At 71.6% G+C, this 25364-nt stretch carries 24 protein-coding genes; 7 read left to right on the top strand and 17 right to left on the bottom strand.

Annotation, left to right across the window (positions count from 1 at the left end; all coding sequences use genetic code 11):
* Nucleotides 1–23: 23 nt before the first annotated feature.
* Complete coding sequence (locus ACWTPI_RS04520) at nucleotides 24–791, bottom strand: tetratricopeptide repeat protein (protein WP_454740515.1); 768 nt, start codon at nucleotides 789–791, stop codon at nucleotides 24–26.
* Nucleotides 792–1085: 294 nt separating this feature from the next.
* Between ACWTPI_RS04520 and modA the strand changes: the two genes are divergently transcribed.
* The 3 genes from modA (at nucleotide 1086) to ACWTPI_RS04505 (ending at nucleotide 3382) form a co-directional block, all read left to right on the top strand.
* A complete protein-coding gene (gene modA, locus ACWTPI_RS04515) occupies nucleotides 1086–1901 on the top strand; it encodes a molybdate ABC transporter substrate-binding protein (protein ID WP_020205700.1) in 816 nt (271 codons plus the stop codon).
* An 82-nt stretch (nucleotides 1902–1983) separates the two neighbouring features.
* On the top strand, nucleotides 1984–2655 hold the full coding sequence (gene modB, locus ACWTPI_RS04510; protein ID WP_029044182.1) for a molybdate ABC transporter permease subunit: 672 nt from the start codon (nucleotides 1984–1986) through the stop codon (nucleotides 2653–2655).
* 7 nt (nucleotides 2656–2662) lie between these two features.
* A complete protein-coding gene (locus ACWTPI_RS04505; RefSeq protein ID WP_020205702.1) occupies nucleotides 2663–3382 on the top strand; it encodes an ATP-binding cassette domain-containing protein in 720 nt (239 codons plus the stop codon).
* Between the two features lie 77 nt (nucleotides 3383–3459).
* Here ACWTPI_RS04505 and ACWTPI_RS04500 read toward each other — a convergent pair whose 3' ends face one another.
* From ACWTPI_RS04500 to ACWTPI_RS04480, 5 genes are all read right to left on the bottom strand, one after another.
* Entirely contained in the window at nucleotides 3460–3972 is a 513-nt protein-coding gene (locus ACWTPI_RS04500) for a CYTH domain-containing protein (RefSeq protein WP_454731034.1), read from the bottom strand.
* A gap of 86 nt (nucleotides 3973–4058) precedes the next feature.
* On the bottom strand, nucleotides 4059–4859 hold the full coding sequence (locus tag ACWTPI_RS04495) for a TOBE domain-containing protein (protein WP_454731033.1): 801 nt from the start codon (nucleotides 4857–4859) through the stop codon (nucleotides 4059–4061).
* A gap of 109 nt (nucleotides 4860–4968) precedes the next feature.
* Complete coding sequence (locus ACWTPI_RS04490) at nucleotides 4969–5211, bottom strand: RNA recognition motif domain-containing protein (protein ID WP_020205705.1); 243 nt, start codon at nucleotides 5209–5211, stop codon at nucleotides 4969–4971.
* 108 nt (nucleotides 5212–5319) lie between these two features.
* A complete protein-coding gene (gene fabI, locus ACWTPI_RS04485) occupies nucleotides 5320–6099 on the bottom strand; it encodes an enoyl-ACP reductase FabI (RefSeq protein ID WP_454731032.1) in 780 nt (259 codons plus the stop codon).
* A gap of 15 nt (nucleotides 6100–6114) precedes the next feature.
* Complete coding sequence (locus ACWTPI_RS04480) at nucleotides 6115–8400, bottom strand: DUF3141 domain-containing protein (protein ID WP_454731031.1); 2286 nt, start codon at nucleotides 8398–8400, stop codon at nucleotides 6115–6117.
* Nucleotides 8401–8801: 401 nt separating this feature from the next.
* Between ACWTPI_RS04480 and ACWTPI_RS04475 the strand changes: the two genes are divergently transcribed.
* Complete coding sequence (locus ACWTPI_RS04475) at nucleotides 8802–9743, top strand: phosphate acetyltransferase (protein WP_020205708.1); 942 nt, start codon at nucleotides 8802–8804, stop codon at nucleotides 9741–9743.
* A 46-nt stretch (nucleotides 9744–9789) separates the two neighbouring features.
* Nucleotides 9790–11052 (top strand): acetate/propionate family kinase, encoded by a 1263-nt coding sequence (locus ACWTPI_RS04470; protein ID WP_059410683.1) that lies wholly within the window; start codon nucleotides 9790–9792, stop codon nucleotides 11050–11052.
* Nucleotides 11053–11068: 16 nt separating this feature from the next.
* Here the strand turns inward: ACWTPI_RS04470 and ACWTPI_RS04465 are convergent, their stop codons facing one another.
* Together ACWTPI_RS04465 and ACWTPI_RS04460 are read right to left on the bottom strand one after the other, a co-directional pair.
* Nucleotides 11069–11842, bottom strand: coding sequence for a tyrosine-protein phosphatase (locus ACWTPI_RS04465; RefSeq protein WP_454731030.1), 774 nt, complete (start codon nucleotides 11840–11842; stop codon nucleotides 11069–11071).
* A gap of 54 nt (nucleotides 11843–11896) precedes the next feature.
* Nucleotides 11897–12151 carry an RNA recognition motif domain-containing protein gene (locus ACWTPI_RS04460; protein ID WP_020423949.1) on the bottom strand — a complete coding sequence of 85 codons (255 nt, stop codon included), beginning with the start codon at nucleotides 12149–12151 and terminating at the stop codon, nucleotides 11897–11899.
* Between the two features lie 335 nt (nucleotides 12152–12486).
* On the opposite strand from ACWTPI_RS04460, the gene ACWTPI_RS04455 reads away from it, so the two are divergent.
* Nucleotides 12487–13182, top strand: a complete 696-nt coding sequence (locus ACWTPI_RS04455) for a transglycosylase domain-containing protein (protein WP_020205712.1) — start codon at nucleotides 12487–12489, stop codon at nucleotides 13180–13182.
* A gap of 53 nt (nucleotides 13183–13235) precedes the next feature.
* Here ACWTPI_RS04455 and ACWTPI_RS04450 read toward each other — a convergent pair whose 3' ends face one another.
* Genes ACWTPI_RS04450 through ACWTPI_RS04430 form a run of 5 tightly spaced genes read right to left on the bottom strand, consistent with a single transcriptional unit; the run spans nucleotide 13236 to nucleotide 19337 of the window.
* Nucleotides 13236–13499, bottom strand: a complete 264-nt coding sequence (locus ACWTPI_RS04450; RefSeq protein ID WP_020205713.1) for a formate dehydrogenase subunit delta — start codon at nucleotides 13497–13499, stop codon at nucleotides 13236–13238.
* Nucleotides 13496–14353: a formate dehydrogenase accessory sulfurtransferase FdhD gene (fdhD, locus tag ACWTPI_RS04445; RefSeq protein WP_454731029.1), complete on the bottom strand. Its 858-nt coding sequence runs from the start codon at nucleotides 14351–14353 to the stop codon at nucleotides 13496–13498. The genes ACWTPI_RS04450 and fdhD overlap by 4 nt, the downstream gene beginning before the upstream one ends.
* Complete coding sequence (fdhF, locus tag ACWTPI_RS04440) at nucleotides 14350–17205, bottom strand: formate dehydrogenase subunit alpha (protein ID WP_020205715.1); 2856 nt, start codon at nucleotides 17203–17205, stop codon at nucleotides 14350–14352. Before fdhF ends, fdhD begins: the two co-directional genes overlap by 4 nt.
* A 57-nt stretch (nucleotides 17206–17262) precedes the next feature.
* On the bottom strand, nucleotides 17263–18819 hold the full coding sequence (locus ACWTPI_RS04435; protein WP_020205716.1) for a formate dehydrogenase beta subunit: 1557 nt from the start codon (nucleotides 18817–18819) through the stop codon (nucleotides 17263–17265).
* Entirely contained in the window at nucleotides 18816–19337 is a 522-nt protein-coding gene (locus ACWTPI_RS04430) for a formate dehydrogenase subunit gamma (protein WP_020205717.1), read from the bottom strand. Before ACWTPI_RS04430 ends, ACWTPI_RS04435 begins: the two co-directional genes overlap by 4 nt.
* Nucleotides 19338–19660: 323 nt before the next feature.
* Here ACWTPI_RS04430 and ACWTPI_RS04425 point away from each other — a divergent pair, with 323 nt between their 5' ends.
* The gene (locus ACWTPI_RS04425) at nucleotides 19661–20755 is read left to right on the top strand and encodes a substrate-binding domain-containing protein (RefSeq protein WP_020205718.1); all 1095 of its coding nucleotides are present in this window, start codon (nucleotides 19661–19663) and stop codon (nucleotides 20753–20755) included.
* Here the strand turns inward: ACWTPI_RS04425 and ACWTPI_RS04420 are convergent.
* The 4 genes from ACWTPI_RS04420 to ACWTPI_RS04405 all read right to left on the bottom strand — a co-directional run bounded on the left by ACWTPI_RS04420 (nucleotide 20752) and on the right by ACWTPI_RS04405 (nucleotide 25314).
* Entirely contained in the window at nucleotides 20752–21084 is a 333-nt protein-coding gene (locus ACWTPI_RS04420; protein ID WP_454731028.1) for a DUF5818 domain-containing protein, read from the bottom strand. The two genes, ACWTPI_RS04425 and ACWTPI_RS04420, sit on opposite strands and share 4 nt — an antisense overlap.
* An 11-nt stretch (nucleotides 21085–21095) precedes the next feature.
* Nucleotides 21096–22790 carry a M30 family zinc metallopeptidase gene (locus ACWTPI_RS04415; protein ID WP_454731027.1) on the bottom strand — a complete coding sequence of 565 codons (1695 nt, stop codon included), beginning with the start codon at nucleotides 22788–22790 and terminating at the stop codon, nucleotides 21096–21098.
* A 474-nt stretch (nucleotides 22791–23264) separates the two neighbouring features.
* A complete protein-coding gene (ppk2, locus tag ACWTPI_RS04410; protein WP_020205721.1) occupies nucleotides 23265–24182 on the bottom strand; it encodes a polyphosphate kinase 2 in 918 nt (305 codons plus the stop codon).
* A 115-nt stretch (nucleotides 24183–24297) separates the two neighbouring features.
* Nucleotides 24298–25314, bottom strand: a complete 1017-nt coding sequence (locus ACWTPI_RS04405) for a transporter (RefSeq protein ID WP_020205722.1) — start codon at nucleotides 25312–25314, stop codon at nucleotides 24298–24300.
* Nucleotides 25315–25364 lie beyond the last annotated feature (50 nt).

The raw sequence follows: 25364 nt of genomic DNA, 5'->3' as shown, positions 1-25364 counted from the left end.
GGTGTTCCCGCGCAGCGCGTCCCCTAGCGGCGCGCCAGCGCGCGGATCGCCGCGGCATGGCCGCGCTGGGCCGCCGCTTCGTACCATGCCAGCGCGCGGCGCTCGTCGCGCGCCACGCCGGCGCCGTCGCGGTAGGCGTTGGCGAGCATGAACATGGCCGGGGCCACGCCGGCGTCGGCGGCCACGCCGAACCAGCGCGCGGCGCTGGCGGCGTCGGGCGCGCGACCGTAGCCGCCACGGTGCAGCAGGCCGAGGTAGTAGGCGGCGCCGCTGTCGCCGGCGGCGGCGGCAAGCGCGAAGTGATGCCAGGCCGCGGCGGCGTCGGGCGCGGTGCCGCCGGCTTCGCTGCCGTCGCCGCTGTCCGCGCCGTCGCCCGGGAACGCGGCCTTGCCCAGCAGGAAATGCGCGCGCGCGTCGCCGCCCTCGGCGGCGGCGCGCAGCCAGCGGCTGCCTTCGGCGCGCTGCGCGGCATCGCCGCCGGCCAACAGCGCCTCGCCGAGCGCGGCCTGGGCCGCCGCCTCGCCCTGCTGCGCGGCGCCGCGCAGCGCGGCCAGCGCGTGGCGGTCGGCGCCCGCCTGCGCCTGCCAGTGCGCGAGTTCCAGGCGGCGCGCGGCGGCGCGCTCGCGCCACACCGAAGCGCCGCCCACGCAGCCGGCAGCCACCGCCACGGCCACCAGCACGGCGGCGAGCAGGCGGCGCTGGTCGTGGCTGTCGGCCACGCGCGCGGCGGCCACGGAAGTCCGCGGGACGCCGCCCGCCGCGAGCGGCCGCGCCGCCCTGCCTGCCACCATTGCCGCCGTTCCCGCCGTCGCTGCCGTCATCGTCATCGCCATCGCACCAGCCATTGAGGTCGCGGCCATTGTCATGAACGCAGATGGCAGCAGGGTGACGCGGCGGTGACACGCCCGTGACGCCAGGCCGGGCCGCGGGGCCCGCATGCACCGAATGTGCCATTGACGCCGCGTTATATACCGTCATATATTGCGAATTCATGTAGCGCGCATTCGCTTCCAGCGTTCGCGGCACGCGCGCCGAGCCTTCCGGCCCGCCGCGGCCGCTCTCCCAACCTCCGCACAGCCATGCCCATGCAACCGATTCCCGCCTGCCCGCCCGCCCTGCCCCGTCCGCCGCGCGGCGCCCGCCGGAGCGCCTCGCTCGCGGCCGGCCTGCTGCTGTCCGCCACGCTGGCGCTGTCCGCGCCGGCCGCCTTCGGCGCCGACCTGGTGGTCTCCGCCGCGGCCAGCCTGACCAACGCCTTCAAGGCGCTGTCCGAGTCCTACGAGCGCGCCCACCCGCAGACCAAGGTGATCCTGAACTTCGGCGCGTCGGACGTGCTGATGCAGCAGATCATCAACGGCGCGCCGGCCGACGTGTTCGCCTCGGCCGACCAGGACGCGATGAACAAGGCCGAGGCCGCGCGCGTGGTGAACGCCGCCACCCGCCGCGACTTCGCCGCCAACCAGCTCGCGCTGATCGTGCCGGCCGACAGCAGGCAGGAAGTGGGCAAGCTGCAGGACCTGACCAAGCCCGAGTTCAAGCGCATCGCCTTCGGCAACCCGGCCTCGGTGCCGGTGGGCCGCTACACCAAGGGCGCGCTGGAAGCGGCCGGCGTGTGGGATGCGGTGTCGGCCAAGGGCGTGATGGCGCAGAACGTGCGCCAGAGCCTGGACTACGTGGCGCGCGGCGAGGTCGAGGCCGGCTTCGTGTTCGCCACCGACGCGGCCATCATGCCGGACAAGGTCAAGGTCGCGCTGCGCGTGCCGACCCGCCAGCCGGTCACTTACCCGATCGCCGTCACTGCCGTCGCCAAGCAGCCGGCCGAGGCCGCCGCCTTCGTCGGCTACGTGCTCTCGGACGAAGGCCAGGCCGTGCTGGCCAAGTACGGTTTCCTGAAGCCCTGACCCCGCGCGCCGGGCCGCGCCGCGGCCCCGGCGCCATCCGCCGCCGGGCCGACGCGCCCGGCCGGCCATGCCTATGAATTCCCTGCAAGCCGTCTGGGTCCCGCTGGCGCTGTCGCTCAAGGTGGCGGGCTGGGCCACGCTGATCAACGCCGTGCTCGGCGTGGCGGTGGCGTATGCGCTGTCGCGCTGGCGCTCGGGCGCGCGCGACCTCGTCGACGCCATCCTCACGCTGCCGCTGGTGCTGCCGCCCACCGTGATGGGCTATTACCTGCTGGTGCTGGTGGGCCGGCGCGGCGTGCTCGGCGCCTGGCTCGGCCAGCTCGGCATCGAGCTGGTGTTCACCTGGCAGGGCGCGGTGCTGGCGTCCACCATCGTGGCCTTCCCGCTGGTGCTCAAGTCGGCGCGCGCCGCGTTCGAGGGCGTGAACAGCCAGTACGAGGATGCCGCGCGCGTGCTCGGCACGCCCGAGGCCGGCATCTTCTTCCGCATCACGCTGCCGCTGGCCGCGCGCGGCATCATCGCCGGCGTGCTGCTAGCGTTCGCGCGCGCGCTGGGCGAGTTCGGCGCCACGCTGATGGTGGCCGGCAACCTGCCGGGCCGCACGCAGACCCTGTCGGTGGCCATCTACGAAGCGGTGCAGGCCGGCGACGACAACACCGCCAACCTGCTGGTGCTGGTGACGTCCGTCACCTGCGTGGTGCTGCTGGTGGCGGCGGGCCGGCTGGTGCCGGCCGCGCGCAAGACCCTGGGATGACACGGCCATGAGCATGCACGTCACGGTCCGCAAGGATCTCGGCACCGACGACCGCCGCTTCGCGCTGGACATCAGCTTCGTCTCGGAGAGCCGGCGCATCGCCCTGTTCGGGCCGTCCGGCGCGGGCAAGAGCCTCACGCTGCGCGCCATCGCCGGGCTGCTGCGGCCCGACAGCGGCCGCATCGTGCTCAACGGGCGCACGCTGTTCGACAGCGAGGCCGGCATCGACGTGCGCCCGCAGGAGCGCCGCGTGGCCTACCTGTTCCAGGACTACGCGCTGTTCCCCCATCTGACGGTGGCGCAGAACATCGCCTTCGGCCTCGCGCGCGGCTGGCGCAACCCGGGCCGCAAGGCGAGCCACCCGGAGGCGCAGCGCTGGATCGACGCGTTCGGCCTGGGCGCGATCACCGGCAACTATCCCGGCGAGATCTCGGGCGGGCAGAAGCAGCGCACGGCGCTGGCGCGCGCGCTGGTGGCGCAGCCCGACATCGTGCTGCTCGACGAGCCGTTCTCCGCGCTCGACCCGGCGCTGCGCGTGCGCATGCGCAACGAATTGCGGGCGCTGCAGGCCAGCCTGGACGTGCCGATGCTGGTGATCTCGCACGACCCCGAGGACGTCGAGGCGCTGGGCGACCACGTGCTGGAGGTGCGCGACGGCCGCATCCACGGCGGCGGCCCGGTCAAGGGACATCCGCAGATCTACGCGCCCGTGCCGGCGCACGAATAGGAAGCCGTTTCGGGAAGACCCTGGCGTCGTCGCGCGGCACGGCAGGTTGAAACGACTTCCAGGCGCGCGCGGCCGTCTCAGCGCGCGCGCAGCAGGTCCACGTAGGCGGTTTCCACCAGTTGCGCGCGCACCACGCCGAGCTTGTCCAGCAGCGCGTGCGCCTCGGCCACGCCCGCCGCGGCCGCTTCGCCGTCGGCCAGCACCACTTCCAGCTCGAGAAAATCCCCCAGCCCGGCCACGCGGTCCAGGTGCACGCGCGTGCGGCCCACGAGGTACAGCACGCGCGTCTTGCGCACGCGCCCGCCCTCGCCCCACGCCGCCGCCAGCGCGGCGCGCAGGGAATCGGGCGCCGCCGTCGGCGAGATGATGTAGTGGCTTTCCTTCGGCCCGGCCTGGTCGGCGCGCGCATAGAAGATCAACTGGCCTTCGCCGGGCGCCAGCACGCGCAGCTTGAGGCGGCCGTTGGCGCACGCGAAGAAGGTGTCGTCCTGCTCGATCCGTTCCGGGCCGTGGTCGGCCAACGGCGCCACCAGCGGCGCCAGCGCCTCGACGCTGGCGATGCGGGCCTTGATTTCCACGTTGGTGGGCATGGGGTGTCCTCTTGCTGTTGCTCTGCCGGTTCCGGCTGCCGGGAATCGATGCGGCCGGCCTCCCGGGCCGCCGCGCCACGCGCGCCTCACAGCGCGCCGAGGATCACGCTCGAGGCCTTGAACACGGCCAGCGCGCGGCTGCCTTCGGCCAGGCCCAGCGCCGCCACGCTGTCGTGGGTGACGACCGCCACCACGGTGCCGCCGCCGTCGAGCGCGAGCGCCACCTCGGTGCTGACCGCGCCGGGCAGCACGCGCGCCACGCTGCCGGGCAACTGGTTGCGCGCCGACAGCCGCAGGCCGGCGTCGGCAACGCCGAGCAGCACCGACGAGGCCTTGACCAGCGCGAAGGCTTCCATGCCGGGCGCCAGCCCCAGCATCTCCACGCTCTCATGGGTGATGCTGGCGACCACCTGCTGCCCGCCCGGCAGCGCCAGCGCGACTTCGTCGTTGACGGCGCCGGCGCGGATCGCCGCCACGGTGCCGAACAGCTTGTTGCGCGCGCTGGTGCGGACCATGAAGCGGCGGATCAGGTCGAGGTCCTGCGGCGCGGGCTCGGCGAGGTTGCCCAGGCGCGCCAGATGGGCGAGGAAGCGCTGGTGTTCCTGCTCGAGCGCGCGATAGGTGCGGATCAGGCTCTCGCCGCGCGCGGTCAGCAGGGTGCCGCCGCCGCCCTTGCCGCCGGTGGCGCGCACCACCAGCGGCTCGCCGGCGCTGTTGTTCATGGCGTCGATGGCGTCCCACGCGGCCTTGTAGCTCAGGCCCACGGCCTTGGCCGCCGCGGTGATGGAGCCGTGCTCGCCGATCGCGGCCAGCAGGGCGATGCGCTCGCGGCCGCCCCAGTCGCGGCTGCCGGAGCGGAACCAGATCGCGCCGTCGAGTTCAAGCATGAGTGGACGGGCGCCGCCGCGCGGGCGGCGCCGCAAAGTGGCACAAGCGGGCTATGGTAGCGCCGATCCGAGCGCGAGGGGCGGCGCGCGGTGCTCGACGGGCGGCGCGCTAGCCCTGATGGGCGGGGATGTACCAGCGCATCATGCTGCCGGCGAAATACTGGCGGTCGAGCTGGCGCAGCAGGCGCCACGCGGTGAACGGATCGATGTCGAGGTCGACCCAGGCCCACGGGTGGTCGGGATCGCCGTCGCGCACCATCTCCACGGCAGTCACCGGCGCGTAGGGCGCCAGTTTCTCGCGCAGCATCGGTTCGGTCACATCGCGGTGCAGGCCCCGGATGAGTACCTTCATGTGTGGCTCCCGAGTCAAGGCCGCGCGCGCACCGCGGCTGCGGCCTTCGTTGTTTCCACCATTGTAGGCCGCCGCCGCGCGCGCGGCGGGCGGACGCGGCGGCCCCGCCTAGCCCATGATGTGCACGCCGCCGTCCACGTACACGGTGTTGCCGGAGATGCGCCGCGCGTAGGGCGTGGCGAGGTAGGCGGTGGCGAAGCCGACGTCCATGATGTCGACCAGCTCGCCCAGCGGCGCGCGGCCGGCCGCTTCCGCCAGCAGGTGGTCGAAGTCCTTCAGGCCGGAGGCGGCGCGGGTCTTGAGCGGCCCCGGCGAGATCGCGTGCACGCGGATGCCGCGCGGGCCCAGCTCGTGCGCGAGATAGCGGCAGGCGGCTTCGAGCGCGGCCTTGACGGGCCCCATCAGATCGTAGTTCGGCACCACCCTGACGGCGCCTTCGTAGCTCATGGCGAACAGGCTGCCGCCGTCGGGCATCAGCGGCACCGCGCGCCGCGCGAGGCGCACGAAGGAGTGGCAGGAAATGTCCATGGCCCGCGCGAAGCCGGCCGCGGAAGAGTTGAGCAGGCCGCCGTGCAGGTCGTCCCTGGGCGCGAACGCGACCGAATGCACCACCGCGTCGAGCCGGCCCCACTGTTGCTCGATGCGTTCGAACAGGGCCTGCTCCTGCGCGGCGTCCTCCACGTCGAGCGGCATCACGATGGTGGCGCCCACCACCTCGGCCAGCGGCGCCACGTGCGGATAGGCCTTGTCGTTGAGGTAGGTCAGCGCCAGTTCCGCGCCGAGCTCGCGAAAGGCGCGCGCGCAGCCCCACGCGATGGAATCCTCGTTGGCCACGCCGACCACCAGCACGCGCGCGCCCCGCAGCGGGGGATTGGAGACCTGGACCATGCTGTCGCCCCGTCCCTACTTGCCGGGCGCGTTGCCGGGCGCGGCCGCGTCGGGTACGTCCGGCACGCCCGCCGCCGGCGCGGCACCGGCGAGCGGCGCCTCCAGCCGCGCGGTGTGGTCGGTGCCGAGCACGTTCGCCACCTCGCGGTAGCGCGCCAGCCGCCCGCCTTCGAGCGGGCCGGCCACGGTGAACACGCGGTGCATCGCCACCATCGCGTGGTGGCGCAGCGCGGGGTCCGGCAGCAGCTCGGGCAGCGCGGCCACGGCGCGCGCGGGGTCGAGCGCGACGATGAAGCTCTGGCGCCTGACCGCGGCCTTGACCGCGGCGATGTCGGGCTGCTGCGCGAGGTGCTCCTGCGCCATCTTGCGCATCAGGTTGAAGGGCCGCTCCTCGATGGCGGCGTTCTCGTCGGCGACGTAGACCAGGATGCGCATGAACGCGTCGAGCGGCGTGCCCTGCGCGATGCGCCGCTCGGCGTCGTGGATGCGCCGCGCGGCCAGCTCGCTGCGCAGCGCCGCGCTCTGCGGCGGCGGCCCGCGCCGGTGCGCGCCGGGGTCGAGGCCGACCAGCGCCGACAGCCACGGCGACTGGTACAGCGCTTCGAATACGTGCTCGTAGCAGGCGTCGCGCTGGTCGCGCCAGGCGTCGAGCGCGCGCACGATGCTGTCGGAAGCGGCGCGCTCGAGCGCCAGGAACGGGTTGTCCTGCTCCACCGGCCGGCGGGCCTGGCGCACCGCCGGCGCGAGCGCGGCGATCCACGCCATCCACGGGTTCGCGTCGGACGCCAGCGAGCGCTCCAGCCGCGCCGGATGCGTCTGCCGCATGGCGTAGGCGCTGAACTCGTTGGACATGGCCTGCACCAGCGGCGAGGCGAAGGTGTCGTAGAGGCGCTGGTTGATCTCGGCCACGCGCCGCACCACCTCGAACGGGTCCTCGTCGTCGCGGCCGTCGTCGAGCGCGAGGATATCGTCGATGGTGCGGCGCTCGAAGCGCATCAGGTAGCGCCCGTCGATCAGGTCCAGGTGCGAGGTGCCCGGCGCGATGTCCTCGATGCGCGCCTCGTACAGGCCCGGCGGCAGCACGTCGATCAGGTCGAGCGCGGAAATCAGCTCGGTGTGCTCGCGGTTGGCCACGCCGGCCGAGACGAAGATGCCGAGGTGGCCGACCTTCTCGTGCAGGCAGTAGACGATGACCTGCTCGTTGGCCACGATCTCGTCGACGCTGGCGTAGAGGTCGGGGATCCAGTCCAGCGCCTGCTGCGGCGGCGTGATGTTGTCGCCCCAGGAGGCGAACACCACGATCGGCGAGCGCACGTTGCGCAGGTCCACGGCGAGGTTGCCGTCGGCGCTGCGCACCTCGCCGGCCGTGAGGTGGTTGCCGACGAACAGGTTCTGCACGATCCAGTCGATCTCGGCGCGGTTGAGCAGGAAGTGGCCGCCCCACCAGAGCTCGAACTCGAGGAAGCGCTCGCGCTCGGTGTCGACCCTGGCGTACACGTCGTAGAGCTTCTTCCACAGCGTGTTGGCCGGGTTGAGCTGCTCGAAGTTCTCCACCAGCCAGGCGCCGTCGAAGCGGCCGTTGCCGAGGTCGGCGAACAGCGAGGCCAGCCACGAGCCGCCCAGCAGCCCGCCGCTGTAGCGCATCGGGTTGCGCCCGCGCATGCCGGCCCAGTACGACAGCGGCGAGCCCGCCAGCAGCAGCGGCCCGGGCAGCTCGGGCGCGGCGGCGGCCAGCAGCATCAGCGCCCAGCCGCCCTGGCAGTTGCCGATCACGAAGGGCTTGCCCTGCGCGTCCGGATGGCGCTCGATCACGGTCTGCAGGAACACCGCCTCGGCGCGCGTCACGCTCTCGATGGTCTGGCCCGGGCACGGTACCGGGAAGAAGGTGACGAAGTAGCACGGATGGCCGCGCCGCAGCGCGATGCCGATCTCGCTGTCGATCTTGAAGCCGCCGATGCCGGGGCCGTGGCCGGCGCGCGGGTCGATCACCACGAACGGCCGCCTGGCATCGTCGGTGGGCGCGCAGCCCGGCGGCGGCAGCACGCGCAGCAGCGCGTAGTTGGCGGGCTGATCGAGCGTGCGGCCGTCGACCACGATCTCGTGGTCGAACACCAGCACCGGCGGCATGCCCTCGCGCTCGTGCTCGAAGGTCTGGTTGCCGCGCTCGCGCAGCACGTCGAGCAGCAGGATGGTGCGCTGCCAGGCATCGACCGCATAGGACCACGCGGGAGGCGGCGCCAGCAGGCCTTCGGTACTTCCGGATGCTCCGGCGGTCTGGGTGGCGGGTACACGTGCGTTCACTCGGCGTCCTCCTGCGGTGTGGCGTTGGAGGCAGCGGCAGCCGCGCGCGGGGCGGATCATGTCCGCGCCCGGGTCGCATTGCTGCCCTGCAGCACGGCCAATCTACCAGCGCCGCATGACGTTGACAAGCGCGCCCGGAAAAGACCGCCGGGCGCACTTCGGGCGCCTGCGCGCCGCGTGCCGGACAAGCTGCGCGAGCTTGCGCCATGTCATCTTTCCGCCGGAAACATGCCCTATACTTGGCCTTGCTTTTTGCGCGACGCAGCATGCCCGGCGCGCCCGGCCGGCGCCCCGGGCCGATGCCCCGGTTCAAGACATCGGACCGGCGCGGCGCGCCGACACCCTGGACCGACACCCCGGACCACACCATCCGGACCGACGCACTGGAGACTGGAGCAGCGATGAACCACCCCCTCGACAAGTACTCCGTCCTGCTGGCGCGCTGCAACGAGCTCCCGGCCATCCCCACGGCGGTGGCCCATCCGTGCGACGCGTCCTCGCTCGGCGGCGCGCTGCAGGCCGCGCAGCTTGGCCTGATCGTGCCGCTGCTGATCGGGCCGGTGGCGCGCATCCGCCAGGTCGCCGACGCCAACGGGCTGGAACTGGGCGACGCGGTGCTGATCGACGTGCCGCACAGCCACGCCGCCGCCGCGCGCGCAGTGGCCGCCGTGCGCGCCGGCGAGGCCGAGCTGCTGATGAAGGGCAGCCTGCACACCGACGAGCTGATGCACGAAGTCACCGCCGCGGACACCGGCCTGCGCACCGCGCGCCGCCTCTCGCACGTGTTCGCGATGGACGTGCCGAGCTACCACAAGCCGCTGTTCATCACCGACGCCGCGGTCAACATCTTCCCCACGCTCAACGACAAGGCCGACATCTGCCGCAACGCCATCGACCTGCTGCGCGTGCTCGGCATCGACAACCCCAAGGTGGCGATCCTCTCGGCGGTGGAGACCGTGACCGACAAGATCCCCTCCACCATCGACGCCGCCGCGCTGTGCATGATGAGCCGGCGCGGCCAGATCGAAGGCGGCATCCTCGACGGCCCGCTGGCCTTCGACAACGCCATCAGCCGCGAGGCCGCCATCACCAAGGGCATCGTCTCCGAGGTCGCGGGCGACCCCGACATCCTGCTGGTGCCGGACCTCGAATCGGGCAACATGCTGGCCAAGCAGCTCACCTTCCTGGCCGGCGCCGAGGCCGCCGGCATCGTGCTGGGCGCGCGCGTGCCGATCATCCTCACCAGCCGCGCCGACAGCGTGCGCGCGCGCATCGGCAGCTGCGCCATCGCCGTGCTGGTGGCGCATGCGCGCCGCCTCGCGCAGGCGCCCGCCGCGGTCTGAAGCCACCCATTCCCCCATCGCCGTCGCCGCAAGGAGGCATCCCAGCGTGAGCGCCACCCATCCCACCATCCTCGTCGTCAATGCCGGCTCGTCCAGCGTCAAGGTCTCGGTCTACAACGTGCCCGAGGCCGCGCACGCCAACACCGACATCAACCCGGTGCTCAGCGCGCACGGCCAGATCGAGGGCATCGGCATCGCGCCGCGCCTGACCGCCAGCATGGCCGACGGCCGCGCGGTCGCCGACGAGCACTTCCCGGTCGCGCAGGTGTCCGACCACGACGCCGCCTTCCGCCTGATCCGCCTGGTGCTCAGCATCGGCCTGCGCGACACGCCGCCGGTGGCGATCGGCCACCGCGTGGTGCACGGCGGCGCCGACTACGCCGCGGCGGTGAAGATCGACGACGAGGTGATCGCCAAGCTGGAGGCGCTGGTGCCGCTGGCGCCGCTGCACCAGCCGCACAACCTCACCGCGATCCGCGCGGTGCGCGAGGCGGCGCCCGCGCTGCTGCAGGTGGCGTGCTTCGACACCGCGTTCCACGCCGGCCACGACGCGATGGCGCAGCTGCTGGCGCTGCCCTACGAATACTTCGAGCGCGGCATCCGCCGCTACGGCTTCCACGGCCTGTCCTACGAGTACATCGCGCGCCGGCTCCAGCAGGTGGCGCCCGACCTCGCCGCCGGCCGCGTGATCGTGGCCCACCTCGGCAACGGCGCCAGCCTGTGCGCCATGCGCGCGGGCCGCAGCATCGAGTCGACGATGGGCCTGACCGCGCTCGACGGCCTGCCGATGGGCACGCGCTGCGGCGCCATCGACGCCGGCGCCATCCTGTGGCTGTCGCAGCAAGGCATGACCACCAAGGACATCGAGACCATGCTGTACCACGACTCGGGGCTCAAGGGCCTGTCCGGCGTGAGCAGCGACATGCGCGTGCTGCTGGCCAGCGACGCGCCGCGCGCGCGCCTGGCGATCGACTTCTACGCCTACCGCGCCGCGCAGGAGATCGGCAAGCTGGCCACCACGCTGGGCGGGCTCGACGCGCTGGTGTTTACCGCCGGCATCGGCGCCAACTCGCCGCCGGTGCGCGAGCGCATCTGCGCGCATCTGGCGGAGCTGTTCGGCATCGACCTCGACGCTGGCGCCAACGGCGAGAACCGCCAGCGCATCAGCCGCGACGACAGCCGCGTGCCGGTGCTGGTGCTGCCCACCGACGAGGAAGGGATGATCGCGCTGAATACCGCGCGCATCATGCTGGAGCAGCAACAGCAACAACAACAACAACAGCAGAAGAAGGAAGACCTCGCGGCATGAGCGCCGCGGCCCGCGCCTACTCCGCCAGGTAGGCCCCGCGCAGGCGCCGCACGTCCACCGCGAGCACGTCGGCCAGGTAGGCCGGCATGCCGCCGTAGTCGCGCTCGATGGCGTGCAGCGACGCCTCCAGGTACGCGGCCTTGACCTCCAGCAGCGGGCGCATCACCTCCGGGTCGACGCCGCCCTCGGCGGCGCGCGCGCTCATGCGCGCGTTGAAATCCCGGTTCCAGTGATTGGACGCGAGGTAGTTGGCCATGATGGCGTCCGCGTCGACACCGAGCCCGGCCAGCAGCAGCAGCGAGGCGAAGCCGGTGCGGTCCTTGCCCGCGGTGCAGTGGTACAGCAGGTTGCCGCCCGCCTCCGCGGCCTTGAGGAAGCCGCCGAAGGCGGCCTGGTACTTGCGCGGGAAATCGCCGTAGACCTCCAGCATGAAGGCCTCCATCTGCGCGGGGCTGCCGCCGAGCATGCGCGGCATCAGCTCGGCCATCGACATGCTGCCTTCCAGCACCGGCGTGGCGACCCAGCGGAAGGCCTCGCCGAACGCGCGCTCCTGCGGCGACTTCTCGCCCGAGGAGCGGAAGTCGATCACCAGGTCGAGCCGCAGCGCGCGCAGCAGCGCGAGATCGGCCGCGCTGGCGCAGGCCGGGTTGCCGCTGCGGAACAGCTTGCCGGCGCGCACGCGGCGGCCGTCGCGCGTGGCCAGGCCGCCGAGATCGCGCAGGTTGACCACGTTGTCGAGCGGCAGCGCCGCGCCCTGGACCAGCTTCGCGCCGGCTTCGCCTGCCTGCATTCCCCGCATCTGTCATTGTCTCCCTCGATGAGCCGCGCGCGCCGGATGCGCGCCTCAGCGCGCGCGGTGCGCCGGCACGTGCCAGCGCGTATGGCAGCCGGCAATATAGCGGTGATCGAGCCGCGCCACCAGTTTCCACACGCTCATCGGATCGGCGTCGCCGAGGTCGAGGTCGACCCAGGCCCACGGATGGGCGCCATCGCCGTCGAGGATCAGCTCGACGTCGACGACGCGCACATACGAGGCCAGCGCCTCGCGCAGGCGAGCCGCGTCGATGCCCTGGTGCAGGCCCCTCACTAGAATCTTCATCATGCACTCCGAATCATTGCTTCAGACCGCCGCGGGCCACAACGGCCCCGGCGATCGCGCGCGCGGCGCCCGTGAACCCTTGCCGCGCGATGCTCCGGCAATGGGACAGCGTACGGTACCCGAAAAATCCCGGCGCGGGCAGGCGGCTTGACCACCATCATGAACGCTTGCGCCCGGCCTCGACAAGTGCCGCGGCGCGGCGGGATAATCCGCCCCGCCGGACGCCGCGGGCGGGCTGTCCCCAGCATGCCGGCGCGCCCGTGCCGGCCGGCTGAAGTGCGGGACCGGCGGCACGCGCGGCGGCACCGTCGCCGCGTGCTGGCACAATACGGCCCATGAAACGTCTCTGGTCAAATTTCATCAGGCTGGCGCTGCTGCTGGTGCTCGGCGCGGCCCTGCTGGGCACGCTGGCCGTGCTGGTGGCCCAGCGCCAGCTGCCCTCGCTCGACGCGCTCGCCGCGTTCCGCCAGTCGCCCGGCTACGTGCCCATCGGCCAGATGCCGCCCGCGCTGACGCAGGCGGTGGTCGCCATCGAGGACGAGCGCTTCTACCTGCACGACGGCATCGACTACGTCGGCGTGATCCGCGCCGGCGTGGCCAACCTGTCTGACGAGCTCTCGCAGGGCGCCTCCACCATCACCATGCAGGTCGCGCGCAACTTCTTCCTGTCGCGCCAGAAGACGTATACGCGCAAGCTGTACGAGGTGCTGCTGTCCTACCGCATCGAGCATGCGCTGGGCAAGGACGAGATCCTCGAGCTGTACATGAACAAGATCTACCTCGGCCAGGGCGCCTACGGCTTCGCCGAGGCCGCCGAGACCTATTTCGGCAAGCCCGTGGGCGAGCTCACGCTGGCCGAGTGCGCGATGCTGGCCGGCCTGCCCAAGGCGCCGTCGGCCAACAACCCGGTGGTCAACCCGCGCCGCGCGCGCCAGCGGCAGGCCTACATCCTGCTGCGCATGCTGGAACTGGGCCGCATCGACCGCGGGCAGTACGACGCGGCGCTGCTGGAGCCGTTGCGGCTGAGGTAGGCGGCTGAGGTAGGCGTCTGAAGTAGACGGCCAAGCGGCGGCCGGGCGGCCGCTCAGTGTTGCTCGGGCTGCTGCTCCGACGCGCGCGGCGTCACGGCCAGCAGGCCGCGGTGGCGCATCACGGCCTGGCGGACGATGTCGTCCAGCCCGGCGGCTTCGCCGTCGTCGATCTGCGCCAGCAGCGCGCGCCGCATGCGCGGCTCCCAGAAGCGCTTGATGTGCGAGGCGATGTCCGTGAGCGCTTCTTCGCGGTCCGGCATGGCCGAGAAGAAGGTGCCGATCTGGTTCGCCATCTTGACGAGGTTGTCCGTGTTCATGCCGGTTCCGTCCTGTCCTGCAGGCGTTGGGGGTGGGTGTAGACCACGTGGCGGCCGTCGCGCACGAAGCCGGCCAGCGTCACGCCGGTCCGCTGCGCGAGCCGCACCGCGAGCGCGGTGGGGCCGGACACGGCGGCCAGCAGGCCGACGCCGGCGCTGGCGGTCTTGAGCACCATTTCATAGCTGGCGCGGCTGGTCACCAGCACGGCGCCGCGCGCGCGGTCCTCGCCGCCGCGCGCCAGCGCGCCGATCAGCTTGTCGAGCGCGTTGTGGCGGCCCACGTCCTCGCGCACCAGGCCGACCTGGCCGTCGGCGCGCAGCCACGCCGCGGCGTGGGTCGAGCCGGTGTGGCGCAGCAGTTCCTGGCGCGTCTGCAGCTGCGCGAAGGCGGCGTACAGCGCGGCGCCGGAGAAGCTGGCGCTGCTGGCCACCGGCGCCGGCACGCGCATGACTTCCTGCAGCGACTCGGTGCCGCACAGGCCGCAGCCGGTGCGCCCGGTCATGGCGCGGCGCCGCTCCTTGAAGCCGGCGAACGCCTCGGCGGCGATGCGCAGGCGCACCGTGATGCCGTCGCAGCCGGCCTCGGTGTCGATCTCGTAGACGTCGCGCGGGCTCGCCACCAGGCCTTCGCTCAGGCTGAAGCCGAGCGCGAAGTCTTCGAGGTCGGCCGGCGAGGCCAGCATGACCGCGTGCGAGATGCCGTTGTACTCGAGCGCGACCGGCACTTCCTCGGCCAGTTCGTCGGCCTCCAGCGCGACCTGGCCAAGCCGGCTGCGCCCGACCTCGAAGGTGCTGTGGGTGGGCGGCTCGGCGTCGCCGGCCGGCCACGCCGCGCTGGTGCGGAGCTCGCTCATGCCGGGCGCGCCTCCGCGCTGGCGGCCTGCAGCAGGCGCAGCTGCTGCGCGTGGAAGTCGTGGTACTGGCGCTGCCATTCGGACGGCTGCGCCACCGGCGTGACCTGCACCGCCGTGACCTTGTATTCGGGGCAGTTGGTGGCCCAGTCGGAGTTGTCGGTGGTGATCACGTTGGCGCCCGATTCGGGGAAGTGGAACGTAGTGTAGACCACGCCCGGCTGCATGCGCGCGCTGACGATGGCGCGCAGCACGGTCTCGCCCGCGCGGCTCTGCACGCCGACCCAGTCGCCGTCCTTGATGCCGCGCTCCTCGGCGTCGTGCGGGTGGATCTCGAGCCGGTCCTCGTCGTGCCACATCACGTTCTCGGTGCGGCGCGTCTGCGCGCCCACGTTGTACTGCGAGAGGATGCGCCCGGTGGTGAGGATCAGCGGGAAGGCGCGGTTGACGCGCTCGGTGGTGGGCACGTAGCGCGTGATGATGAACTTGCCCTTGCCGCGCACGAAGCTGCCGATGTGCATGGTGGGCGTGCCCTCGGGCGCGTCTTCGTTGCACGGCCACTGGATGCTGCCGAGCTCATCCAGGCGCGCGTAGCTCACGCCGCGGAAGGTCGGCGTGAGGCGCGCGATCTCGTCCATGATCTGCGACGGATGGGTGTACTCCATCGGGTAGCCGAGCGCGTTGGACAGCAGCACGGTGGCTTCCCAGTCGGCGTAGCGCGCCTTGGGCGGCATCACCTTGCGCACGCGCGAGATGCGGCGCTCGGCGTTGGTGAAGGTGCCGTCCTTCTCCAGGAACGACGAGCCCGGCAGGAACACGTGCGCGTACTTGGCGGTCTCGTTGAGGAAGATGTCCTGCACCACGATGCATTCCATCGCCGACAGCGCCGCGGCCACGTGCTGCGTGTTGGGGTCGGACTGCACGATGTCCTCGCCCTGGCAGTACAGGCCCTTGAAGCTGCCCGACAGCGCGGCCTCGAACATGTTGGGGATGCGCAGGCCCGGCTCGGGGTTGATCTCCACGTTCCAGGCAGCCTCGAACTGGCCGCGCGTGGTGGAGTCCGACACGTGGCGGTAGCCCGGCAGCTCGTGCGGGAACGAGCCGATGTCGCACGAGCCCTGCACGTTGTTCTGCCCGCGCAGCGGATTCACGCCCACGCCCTCGCGGCCGATGTTGCCGGTGCACATGGCGAGGTTGGCGATGCCCATCACGGTGGTGGAGCCCTGCGCGTGCTCGGTCACGCCCAGGCCGTAGTAGATCGCCGCGTTGCCGCCGGTGGCGTACAGGCGCGCGGCGCCGCGCAGCTGGTCGGCCGGGATGCCGGTGACGTCCGCCATCGCCTCGGGCGAATTCTCCGGCAGGCTGACGAAGTCGCGCCATTGCTGGAACGCGCGGTCCTCGCAGCGCTCGGCGATGAAGGCCTCGTTCATCAGCCCTTCGGTGACGATCACGTGGGCCATCGACGTGACCACCGCCACGTTGGTGCCGGGGCGCAGCTGCAGGTGGAAATCGGCGCGCACGTGCGGCGAGTCGGCCAGGTCGATGCGGCGCGGGTCGATCACGATCAGCCTGGCGCCGGCGCGCAGGCGCTTCTTCATGCGCGAGGCGAACACCGGATGGCCGTCGGTCGGGTTGGCGCCCATCACCATGATGACGTCGGCCTTCCCGACCGAGCGGAAGGTCTGGGTGCCGGCCGATTCGCCGAGCGTCTGCTTGAGGCCGTAGCCGGTCGGCGAGTGGCACACGCGCGCGCAGGTGTCGACGTTGTTGTTGCCGAACGCGGCGCGCACCAGCTTCTGCACCAGGTAGCCTTCCTCGTTGGTGCAGCGCGAGGAGACGATGCCGCCGATGGCGTCGCGGCCGTGCTCGGCCTGGATGCGCTTGAACTGCGCGGCGGCGTAGGCGATGGCCTCTTCCCACGACACCTCGCGCCACGGGTCGGTGATCCTGGCGCGGATCATCGGGTTGAGGATGCGGTCGTTGTGGGTGGCGTAGCCCCACGCGAAGCGCCCCTTCACGCACGAGTGGCCTTCGTTGGCCTGGCCGTCCTTGTACGGCACCATGCGCACCACTTCGTTGCCCTTCATCTCGGCCTTGAACGCGCAGCCCACGCCGCAGTACGCGCAGGTCGTGACCACGCTGTGCTCGGGCTGGCCCATGCGGATGATGGAGGTCTCGGCCAGCGTGGCGGTGGGGCAGGCCTGCACGCAGGCGCCGCACGACACGCAGTCCGACTCCATGAAGCTGCCGCCCTGCCCCGCGGTCACGCGCGAGTCGAAGCCGCGCCCGCCGATGGTGAGCGCGAAGGTGCCCTGGGTTTCCTCGCAGGCGCGCACGCAGCGGTTGCACACGATGCACTTGGAGGGGTCGTAGGTGAAGTACGGGTTGGATTCGTCCTTGGCCGCGGCGCGGTGGTTGGCGCCGTCGTAGCCGTAGCGCACCTCGCGCAGGCCGACCACGCCGGCCATGTCCTGCAGCTCGCAGTTGCCGTTGGTCGGGCAGGTCAGGCAGTCGAGCGGGTGGTCGGAGATGTACAGCTCCATCACGCCGCGGCGCAGGTCGGCCAGCTTGTCGCTCTGCGTGCGCACCTTCATGCCGGCCTCGGCCGGCGTGGTGCACGAGGCCGGGTAGCCGCGCCGGCCTTCGATCTCGACCAGGCACAGGCGGCACGAGCCGAACGACTTGAGGCTGTCGGTGGCGCACAGCTTGGGCACGTTGACGCCGGCCTGCACGGCCGCGCGCATCAGCGAGGTGCCGGCCGGCACGGTGATGTCGATGCCGTCGATCTGCAGCGTGACCTGCTCCCGGGCATCGCTGGCGGGCGTGCCGAAATCGATTTCATTGCGTGTGTTCAAGGCGGTCTCCGGCTTGATGCTGGCGTTGGCTGGCTTGTTTTTCTGGGTGTGCGGGGATCAGGCAGCCTTGGCGGGCACGGCCACGCCGAAGTCTTCCGGGAAGGCGTCGAGCGCCGACAGCACGGGGTACGGCGTCATGCCGCCCATCGCGCACAGCGAGCCGCCCAGCATGGTGTCGCACAGGTCGCGCACCAGCTTGACATGCCTGACGGGCTGGTCGCCGGCGATGATCTTGTCGATCACCTCCACGCCGCGCGTGGAGCCGATCCGGCACGGCGTGCACTTGCCGCACGACTCGATCGCGCAGAACGCCATCGCGTAGCGGGCCTGCCGCGCCATGTCCACGGTGTCGTCGAACACCACGATGCCGCCGTGGCCGAGCACCGCGCCGAACGCGGCGAACGCCTCGTAGTCCATCGGCGTGTCCAGGCGCGAGACCGGCAGGTAGGCGCCGAGCGGGCCGCCCACCTGCACCGCGCGGATGGGCCGGCCGCTGCGCGTGCCCTGGCCGAAGTCTTCCAGCAGCTCGCGCAGCGTCAGGCCGAACGCCTTCTCGACCAGCCCGCCCTGGCGGATGTTGCCGGCGAGCTGGAACGGCAGCGTGCCGCGCGAGCGGCCCATGCCGTAGTCGCGGTAGAACTGCGCGCCGCGCGCCAGGATCAGCGGCACGGTGGCCAGCGAGATCACGTTGTTGATGACGGTGGGCTTGCCGAACAGGCCTTCGAGCGCCGGCAGCGGCGGCTTGGCGCGCACCACGCCGCGCTTGCCTTCGAGGCTTTCCAGCAGCGCGGTTTCCTCGCCGCACACGTAGGCGCCGGCGCCCTTGCGCACTTCCAGGCGGAAGCGGCGGCCGCTGCCGCGGATGTCGTCGCCGAGCCAGCCGGCGGCCTGCGCCACGTCGATGGCGGCTTCCAGCATGGCGATGGCGTGCGGGTATTCGGAGCGCACGTAGACGTAGCCGTGTTCGGCGCCGACCGCCAGCCCGGCGATGGTCATGCCTTCGATCAGCATGAACGGGTCGCCTTCCATCGCCATGCGGTCGGAGAAGGTGCCGGAATCGCCCTCGTCGGCGTTGCAGACCACGTACTTGACCGGCGACTTCGCGTTCAGCACGGTCTGCCACTTGATGCCGGTGGGGAACGCCGCGCCGCCGCGGCCGCGCAGGCCGGACTCGGTGACTTCGCGCACGATCTGCGCGCCGTCCAGCGTCAGCGCGCGGGTCAGCCCGGCGAAGCCTTCGTGGGCGGTGTAGTCGGCCAGCGAGAGCGGATCGGTGATGCCGACGCGGGCGAAGGTCAGGCGTTCCTGCCGCTTGAGGAAGGGGATCTCGCCGGTCGGACCGAGCGCCAGCGCGTGCGCGCCGCCGCCGAGGAAACCCGCGTCGAACAGACCCGGCACGTCTTCCGGCGCGACCGGGCCGTAGGCCACGCGGCCGGCCGCGGTCCGCACCTCGACCAGCGGCTCCAGCCAGAACATGCCGCGCGAGCCGTTGCGCACCAGCGTGATCTCGGCGCCGCGCGCCGCGGCCTCGCGCGCGATGGCCTGCGCGACCTCGTCGGCGCCCAGCGCCAGCGCGCTGGAATCGCGCGGAACGAATACCGTGATGGCGCTCATGCCGTGGCCTCCCCGCCGCGCGCGCACGCCGCCAGCAGCGCGTCGAAGCGCTGCGGCGTAACGCGCCCGGCCAGCTTGCCGTCGACCGTCACGGCCGGGCCGCACGCGCACTGGCCCAGGCAATAGACCGGCTCCAGCGTGAATTCGCCGTCGGCGGTGGTTTCATGGAACGCGCAGCCCACGGCCTGCTCGGCATGCGCGGCCAGCGCCTCGCTGCCGACCGACTGGCACGCCTCGGCGCGGCACACGCGCACCACGTGGCGGCCGGCCTTGCGCTCGCGGAAGTCGTGATAGAACGTGACCACGCCGTGGACCTCGGCGCGCGACAGGTTGAGCGCGCGCGCGATGTCGGGCAGGACCTCGGACGGCACGTAGCCCACCGTGTCCTGGATGTCGTGGAGGATGGGCAGCAGCGCGCCCGGCAGGTCGCGGCGCGCCGCGATGATGGCGGCGATCTGCGCGCGGGCCGGTTCGCGCAAGGCGCCGGCGGCGGATGGGGACAGCGACGGGGACGACATCGGATCTCCTGGTGAAGCAGCACTGGCCGGCGCCTGCGGCCGGCGGCAGACGGTGCGGCGCATTGGCTTGCGCGTCTTGCCAGGAACTGCTGCGGGGCGCGGCCGGCCATCGGATGGCCACCGCTTTATATGCGATTCGCTTTATATGCTATTTTTTTCATATCTCGAGGCACCCGGGCCGGCCCGCGTGCAGCGTCCGCCATGCTGCGCCGCCACTTGTGGCCATGCGCTGCCATGCGCCGCCATATCGGCCAGCCTGCAATGCCTGTTTGAGCGGACTATAGGCAGTTGGATCCATTCGGGCAATATGCTATTTTTCGCATATGTTACGCATCTCCATCGAACCGCATCTGCAGGTCCGCGCCGACGATCCCGGCGCCGGGCCGGCGCTCGACGTGTCGCGCCTGGTCGGCCTGCTGGGCCTGATCGAAAGCACCGGCAGCATCAGCCAGTCGGCGCAGGCCAGCGGCCTGTCCTACCGCTACGCCTGGGGCATCCTGCGTGATGCCGAGGCGCTGTTCGGCGGCGCGCTGATCGCCAAGACGCGCGGGCGCGGCAGCGCGCTGTCGCCGCTGGCGCAGCAGCTGGTGTGGGCCAGCAAGCGCATCGCCGCGCGGCTGTCGCCGACGCTGGAAAGCCTGGCCTCGGAGCTGGAGATCGAGATCAAGAAACTGGTGGACCGCGCCGAGCCCGCGCTGCGCCTGCACGCCAGCCACGGCTTCGCGGTGGCGGCGCTGCACGACTTCCTCGAGACCCACCAGGTGCGCCACGACCTGAAATACTGCGGCAGCCTGGAGGCGGTGGCGGCGCTGGCCCAGGGCGGCTGCGACATCGCCGGCTTCCATGTGCCGATCGGCGAGTTCGAACAGCGCACGCTGGCGCGCTTCGCCGCCTGGATCCGGCCCGAGACGCACCTGCTGATCCACCTCGCGGTGCGCTCGCAGGGTCTCTTCGTGCGGCCGGGCAACCCGCGCGGCGTCACCGGCCTGCGCGACCTGTGCCGGCCCGACGTGCGCTTCGTCAACCGCCAGACCGGCTCCGGCACGCGGCTGCTGCTGGACCTGATGCTGGAGGCGCGCGGCATCGACAGCAGCCGCATCGAGGGCTACAGCAACGGCGAGTTCACCCACGCGGCGGTGGCCGCCTACATCGGCAGCGGCATGGCGGATGCGGGGTTCGGGGTGGAGACGGCGGCGCGGCGCTTCGGCCTCGATTTCGTGCCGGTGCTCAAGGAGCGCTATTTCTTCGCCATCGAGCGCGAGCGGCTGCAGAGCCCCGCGCTGGCGGGCGCCGTGGCGGCGCTGCGCAGCGGCAGCTTCCGCCAGGTGGTGGATGCCCTGCCCGGCTACGACGGCAGCCTCACCGGCACCGTGCTGACGCTGGAAGAAGCCTTCCCGCGCGGCGGCGCCGGGCGCTAGCGCGCGGCCGGCGCGCCCTCCGCAGGTGCCACGCGCTCGACGCGCACGGCCGGCCCCCAGGTGCCCGGCGCGGCGGCGCGCAGCACCACGCCAGTGACCGTCACCGCGCGGCCGTCCAGCGCGCGGGCCTGTTCCAGCGGCAGCGCGTCGAGCTGCCACGCCTGGCCGCCGGCGGTAATCAGCACCGGCTGCTGGAACCCGGCGCTGCCGTTGACCGCCACCCTGCCCGTGAGCGTGACCGTATTGCCCGACTGCGCCGACGGCGCCGGCTGGGCGCAGGCGGCCAGCGCCAGGCACAGCGCCGCGGCCAGGAGCAGGATGCGGTGCATGGCGCGCCCGCTCAGTACACCACCACCGACAGGGTCGAGCCGGCCGGCACGCGCACGGTCTCGCTGAAGGTGGCGCCGGTGCCGCCGCGCACCACCGGGAAGCTGCCATACGGCTGCAGCGTGGCGGCCACCGAGCTCGGCAGCTTGCGGATCGCGCCATACAGCGACGGATCGATCACCGGCAGCGTGAAGCCGCCGTCGATCCGCTCGGGATAACCGTAGCGCGCGGGCGAGGAGACGGCCGGCATCAGCGCGTTGCTGGTCACGCTCCAGCGCTGCAGTTCCTGCTCGAAGCCGGAATCGGCGCGCGCGGCCTTGATGGCCTGGTCGAGCACGGTCTTCGAGTCGGTGCTGGTGGTGCGCGCGAGCAGGTCCTTGTAGAAGGCCAGCCCGAGCTGGCGGTCGAGGAAGCCGCCGAAGCTGCCCGACACCGAATAGCTTTCGCAGGTCGGGCCGAAGCCGGTGAAGTTCAGGATGTTGCAATTGAAGTTGCCGTTGCCGTAGCCCAGGTAGTCGCGGAAGCGCACGTCGCGGATCGCGTTGTAGCTCGGGTCGATGGTATGGCTGGCGAAGTCTTCCATCATCATCGCGGACATTTCCTCGAGCCAGGTCTGGAACGCGTACTGCGAGCCGGCCTTGACGCCGCGGCGGTAGAAGTTCTGCATGTGCATGCCTTCGTGCGCCATCGTCATCTTCATCGACTTCATGCCCTCGGTGCCGCCCAGGTAGAGCGTCTCGGAATCGAGATAGAGCGACAGCGACTCGTTGCTGCGCGCATCCGACGTCTTCAGCAGATTGTGCACGCCCCAGAAATACCCGACCGTGCCGAACGGCGTGGCATTGTTGTCGAAGTTCAGGATGACGATGTCGACGGGCTGGCCGGTGCCGGCAATCAGGTTGCTGTAGCTGTGCGGTCCCCACAGCGGGCCGCCGACCGAGGTCAGCATCGAATAGATGCCGCCGGAGCCGGCAAAGCCGCTGGCGAGCGCATCGAGGATGGTGTCGCTGACCTTGCTGCCGGCCTGCGTCCACTCGGTGGTTTCCACCCAGAAGTTGACCACCGTGCCGTCCGGCGCGCTGACCTGCCGCTCGAGCGTGGCCGAGCGCGACGTGCCGTCGGTGTGATACCAGCTCTTGACGTCGCTGACCACGGAGGCGTGCGGCGGCGGCGCGGCCATCTCCGACTGGCTGGCGGGATGCTTGGCGCCGGCCAGCGCGGCCCAGCCCGTGCGGTTGAACTCGCCGATGTCGCGCATGGTCTGCTCGTCGCGCGCCGACGGCGCGGCCTGCGCGGACTGCACCGACAGGCTGCCCACCACCGGCTGGATCACCGACAGCGACAGCGCCGGCATGGCCTGCGCGGTGGCGCCGTTGGTGTAGAGCAGCGTGACCGGCTTGCCGTTCACGCCGCCGATGGAGACCGGCAGGTCGAGCGCGACGCCGGCCGTGTTGGAGGCCGACCAGACGCCCGTGCCGCTGCCGCTGTAGTTGCTGCCGTCGGCCGCGCCGCATTCGGTGCCGGCGCACGCGGGCGCCAGCGCCGGCATGGTCGGGGCCGGCGCGGCGACCACCGGGGGCACCACCGGGCCGCTGGTGGTCTGCGGGGCCGGGGCGCTGTCCCCTCCGCCGCCGCAGGCGGCCAGCGCGGCGGCGGCCAGGAGGGATGCGAGGACGCTGGCGCGCGGGCGGATTCTGGTGTCCGACATGTTCTTCTTGCTCCGTTTCGGGGATAAGCGGCGGCCGGCGGCAGCCGGCGCATGCATTGGCCAATACAAATCAAGACAAATATCGGCAGCCGCGGCGGGGAGCTTTAGTTCGGCATGGGATGCCCGCGCTGCGCCGCGGGGTCGGTCGGCCGCCGGCCGCCGGTATATTGCCATCGGCGGCGTGGCCCGGGGGGCCGCGCGGCGCCAGGCGGCGCGCGGAAAGGACGGTCATCGTCGGGAACCCGTCTTGCCGCGCTTCGCGGAGCCGCATTGCACGGCGGGCGGGGGAGAAAGCGCGCGGCCCGGGCGGCGGCCGGCATGGCCCGGATCGCTGACAAGCCTCCGGTTGCCGGAGGTTTGCTCCCCTCTCCCGCGAAGTGGGAGAGGGGCGAACACAAGCGGTGAGCCGGCTTCGTCGACAGCCCGGGCAGCCCGGGCAGCGCCGGGCGGCGGCGTCCTTCGCCCGTCGCCGGCTCAGTAAATCTCGGGAACGATCATTTCCTGCGGCACCGGCTGGCGCGAGTAGTCCTCGTGCCGCTCGCGCTGCGGCAGCACCACCGGCGGCTGCGTGCGCTCGACGTAGGGCATCTGCTGCAGCAGGTGGTGGATGCAGTTCAGGCGCGCCTTCTTCTTGTCCACGGCCTGCACCACCCACCACGGCGCCTCGGCGATGTGGGTGCGCTCCATCATGACTTCCTTGGCGCGCGTGTAGTCTTCCCAGCGGCGGCGCGACTCCAGGTCCATCGGGCTGAGCTTCCACTGCTTGAGCGGGTCGTGGATGCGCGAGAGAAAGCGCAGGTGCTGTTCCTCGTCGGAGATCGAGAACCAGTACTTGATGACCTGGATGCCCGAGCGCACCAGCATGCGCTCGAACTCCGGCACCGAGCGGAAGAATTCCTCGTACTGGTCGTCGCTGCAGAAGCCCATCACGTGCTCGACGCCGGCGCGGTTGTACCAGGAACGGTCGAACAGCACGATCTCGCCGGCGGCCGGCAGGTGCGAGACGTAGCGCTGGAAATACCACTGCGTGCGCTCGCGGTCGTTGGGCGCCGGCAGCGCCGCCACGCGGGCCACGCGCGGATTGAGCCGCTGGGTGATGCGCTTGATCACGCCGCCCTTGCCGGCGGCGTCGCGCCCCTCGAACAGGATCACGACCTTGTGGCCGGTGTCCACCACCCAGCTCTGCAGCTTGACCAGTTCGCCCTGCAGGCGGAACAGCTCGCGGAAGTAGTGGCGGCGCATGGCGCGCTCCGCCTCGTCCAGGCCGCCGCCGCCCTCGCCGAACAGCGTGTCGACGTGGTGGTCCTCCAGCTCCAGTTCGAGTTCTTCGTCGTAGTGATCGGCCACCTCGCGGTGGATACGCCGGATCAGATCGCTCTCTTCTGGCCTCATTTGCACGCTCCTGTTCGCAACAACGTGCCACGCTAGCATCGTCATATGACGCCGGCATGAACGGTTGCCTCGCGGCGCGGCGTGGCCCCGGAGCCGCGCCGCGGTGGTGCGCCGCTCAGGAGTCCTGCTTGCGGAACGCCCAGCGCCCGGCCAGCACGGTGAAGCTGGCCACCAGCACCACCAGCACCCAGAAGCCGTGCGGGTGGTCGGCCAGCGGGATGCCGCCCACGTTCATGCCGAAGAAGCCGGCCACGATGTTGATCGGCAGCGCCAGCACCGTCACCAGGGTCAGCGTGAACAGCGTGCGGTTGGTCTGCTCGTTGAGCGTGGCGGCGATCTCTTCCTGCAGCAGCTTGATGCGCTCGACCAGCGCCGTGAGGTCGTTGAGCACCAGCGAGAACTCCTCGGTGGAGGCGCGCAGGTCCAGGCTGTCTTCCTCGCGCAGCCACGGCGGCGGCCGGTTGAGCAGGCGGAACAGCGCGCCGGGCTCGGGCGCCAGCAGGCGCTGCAGGCGCACCAGCCCGCGCCGCATCGAGCCCAGCTCCACGCGGTTGCCCTGCAGCCGCTGGGACAGCAGGCGGTCCTCGATCTGGTCCACGTTGGCGGTGGTCTCGCGCACGATGTGCACCAGCACGTCGGCCTGGTCGCGCAGCAGGTGCACCAGCAGCGACAGCGGCGAGGCGAACACCTCGCCGCGCTTGACCGAGGCGCGCAACTGGTCCACCGAGCGCAGCGGCTTGAGGCGCGCCGTCACCAGCAGGCGGCGGTCGGCGCAGGCCCACAGCGTGGAGATGTCGGTGGAAGTGACGCCGAAGTTATAGATGACGTCGTTGACCACGGCCAGCAGCGCCGTGTCCAGGCGTTCGATGCGCGTGGAGCGCGAGCCTTCGCGCAGCGCCTCGAAAAACCCTTCGGGCAGCTCCATCTGCCCCTTGAGCCAGCGCTCGCAGGCGCTGTGGGCGAGGTTGAAATGCAGCCAGATGAATTCGTCGCCGGGCGGCGGCGACTTGAGCCAGGCGGACGCGCTGGCCGAGTCGATGGGCTGGCCCGCCTCGCCCGGCGGAAAGCGGAAGCCGCTGACCAGGCCGACCGGATCGGAGCCGTAGCCGGCTTCGACGATTGCCGCTTGCATGTGTTGCCTCTTCGATTGCGCGAAAACGGCACATTAGCATGACGGCATGG

This window comes from Cupriavidus ulmosensis (assembly GCF_977008105.1).
Note: the sequence above shows the minus strand (reverse complement) of the source record. Positions and strands in the feature narration are given on the sequence as shown.

What these genes read in the sequence shown, in the direction of transcription:
- ACWTPI_RS04465 (WP_454731030.1), bottom strand. Translation starts at nt 11,842, where the DNA reads ATGCAGGCAGGCGAAGCCGGCGCGAAGCTGGTCCAGGGCGCGGCGCTG.
- ACWTPI_RS04415 (WP_454731027.1), bottom strand. Translation starts at nt 22,790, where the DNA reads ATGTCGGACACCAGAATCCGCCCGCGCGCCAGCGTCCTCGCATCCCTC.
- ACWTPI_RS04450 (WP_020205713.1), bottom strand. Translation starts at nt 13,499, where the DNA reads ATGAACACGGACAACCTCGTCAAGATGGCGAACCAGATCGGCACCTTC.
- ACWTPI_RS04460 (WP_020423949.1), bottom strand. Translation starts at nt 12,151, where the DNA reads ATGAAGATTCTAGTGAGGGGCCTGCACCAGGGCATCGACGCGGCTCGC.
- ACWTPI_RS04505 (WP_020205702.1), top strand. Translation starts at nt 2,663, where the DNA reads ATGAGCATGCACGTCACGGTCCGCAAGGATCTCGGCACCGACGACCGC.
- ACWTPI_RS04425 (WP_020205718.1), top strand. Translation starts at nt 19,661, where the DNA reads ATGTTACGCATCTCCATCGAACCGCATCTGCAGGTCCGCGCCGACGAT.
- ppk2 (WP_020205721.1), bottom strand. Translation starts at nt 24,182, where the DNA reads ATGAGGCCAGAAGAGAGCGATCTGATCCGGCGTATCCACCGCGAGGTG.
- ACWTPI_RS04405 (WP_020205722.1), bottom strand. Translation starts at nt 25,314, where the DNA reads ATGCAAGCGGCAATCGTCGAAGCCGGCTACGGCTCCGATCCGGTCGGC.
- modA (WP_020205700.1), top strand. Translation starts at nt 1,086, where the DNA reads ATGCAACCGATTCCCGCCTGCCCGCCCGCCCTGCCCCGTCCGCCGCGC.
- ACWTPI_RS04520 (WP_454740515.1), bottom strand. Translation starts at nt 791, where the DNA reads ATGGTGGCAGGCAGGGCGGCGCGGCCGCTCGCGGCGGGCGGCGTCCCG.
- ACWTPI_RS04500 (WP_454731034.1), bottom strand. Translation starts at nt 3,972, where the DNA reads ATGCCCACCAACGTGGAAATCAAGGCCCGCATCGCCAGCGTCGAGGCG.
- ACWTPI_RS04435 (WP_020205716.1), bottom strand. Translation starts at nt 18,819, where the DNA reads ATGAGCGCCATCACGGTATTCGTTCCGCGCGATTCCAGCGCGCTGGCG.
- ACWTPI_RS04430 (WP_020205717.1), bottom strand. Translation starts at nt 19,337, where the DNA reads ATGTCGTCCCCGTCGCTGTCCCCATCCGCCGCCGGCGCCTTGCGCGAA.
- ACWTPI_RS04420 (WP_454731028.1), bottom strand. Translation starts at nt 21,084, where the DNA reads ATGCACCGCATCCTGCTCCTGGCCGCGGCGCTGTGCCTGGCGCTGGCC.
- ACWTPI_RS04495 (WP_454731033.1), bottom strand. Translation starts at nt 4,859, where the DNA reads ATGCTTGAACTCGACGGCGCGATCTGGTTCCGCTCCGGCAGCCGCGAC.
- ACWTPI_RS04490 (WP_020205705.1), bottom strand. Translation starts at nt 5,211, where the DNA reads ATGAAGGTACTCATCCGGGGCCTGCACCGCGATGTGACCGAACCGATG.
- ACWTPI_RS04475 (WP_020205708.1), top strand. Translation starts at nt 8,802, where the DNA reads ATGAACCACCCCCTCGACAAGTACTCCGTCCTGCTGGCGCGCTGCAAC.
- fabI (WP_454731032.1), bottom strand. Translation starts at nt 6,099, where the DNA reads ATGGTCCAGGTCTCCAATCCCCCGCTGCGGGGCGCGCGCGTGCTGGTG.
- ACWTPI_RS04455 (WP_020205712.1), top strand. Translation starts at nt 12,487, where the DNA reads ATGAAACGTCTCTGGTCAAATTTCATCAGGCTGGCGCTGCTGCTGGTG.
- fdhD (WP_454731029.1), bottom strand. Translation starts at nt 14,353, where the DNA reads ATGAGCGAGCTCCGCACCAGCGCGGCGTGGCCGGCCGGCGACGCCGAG.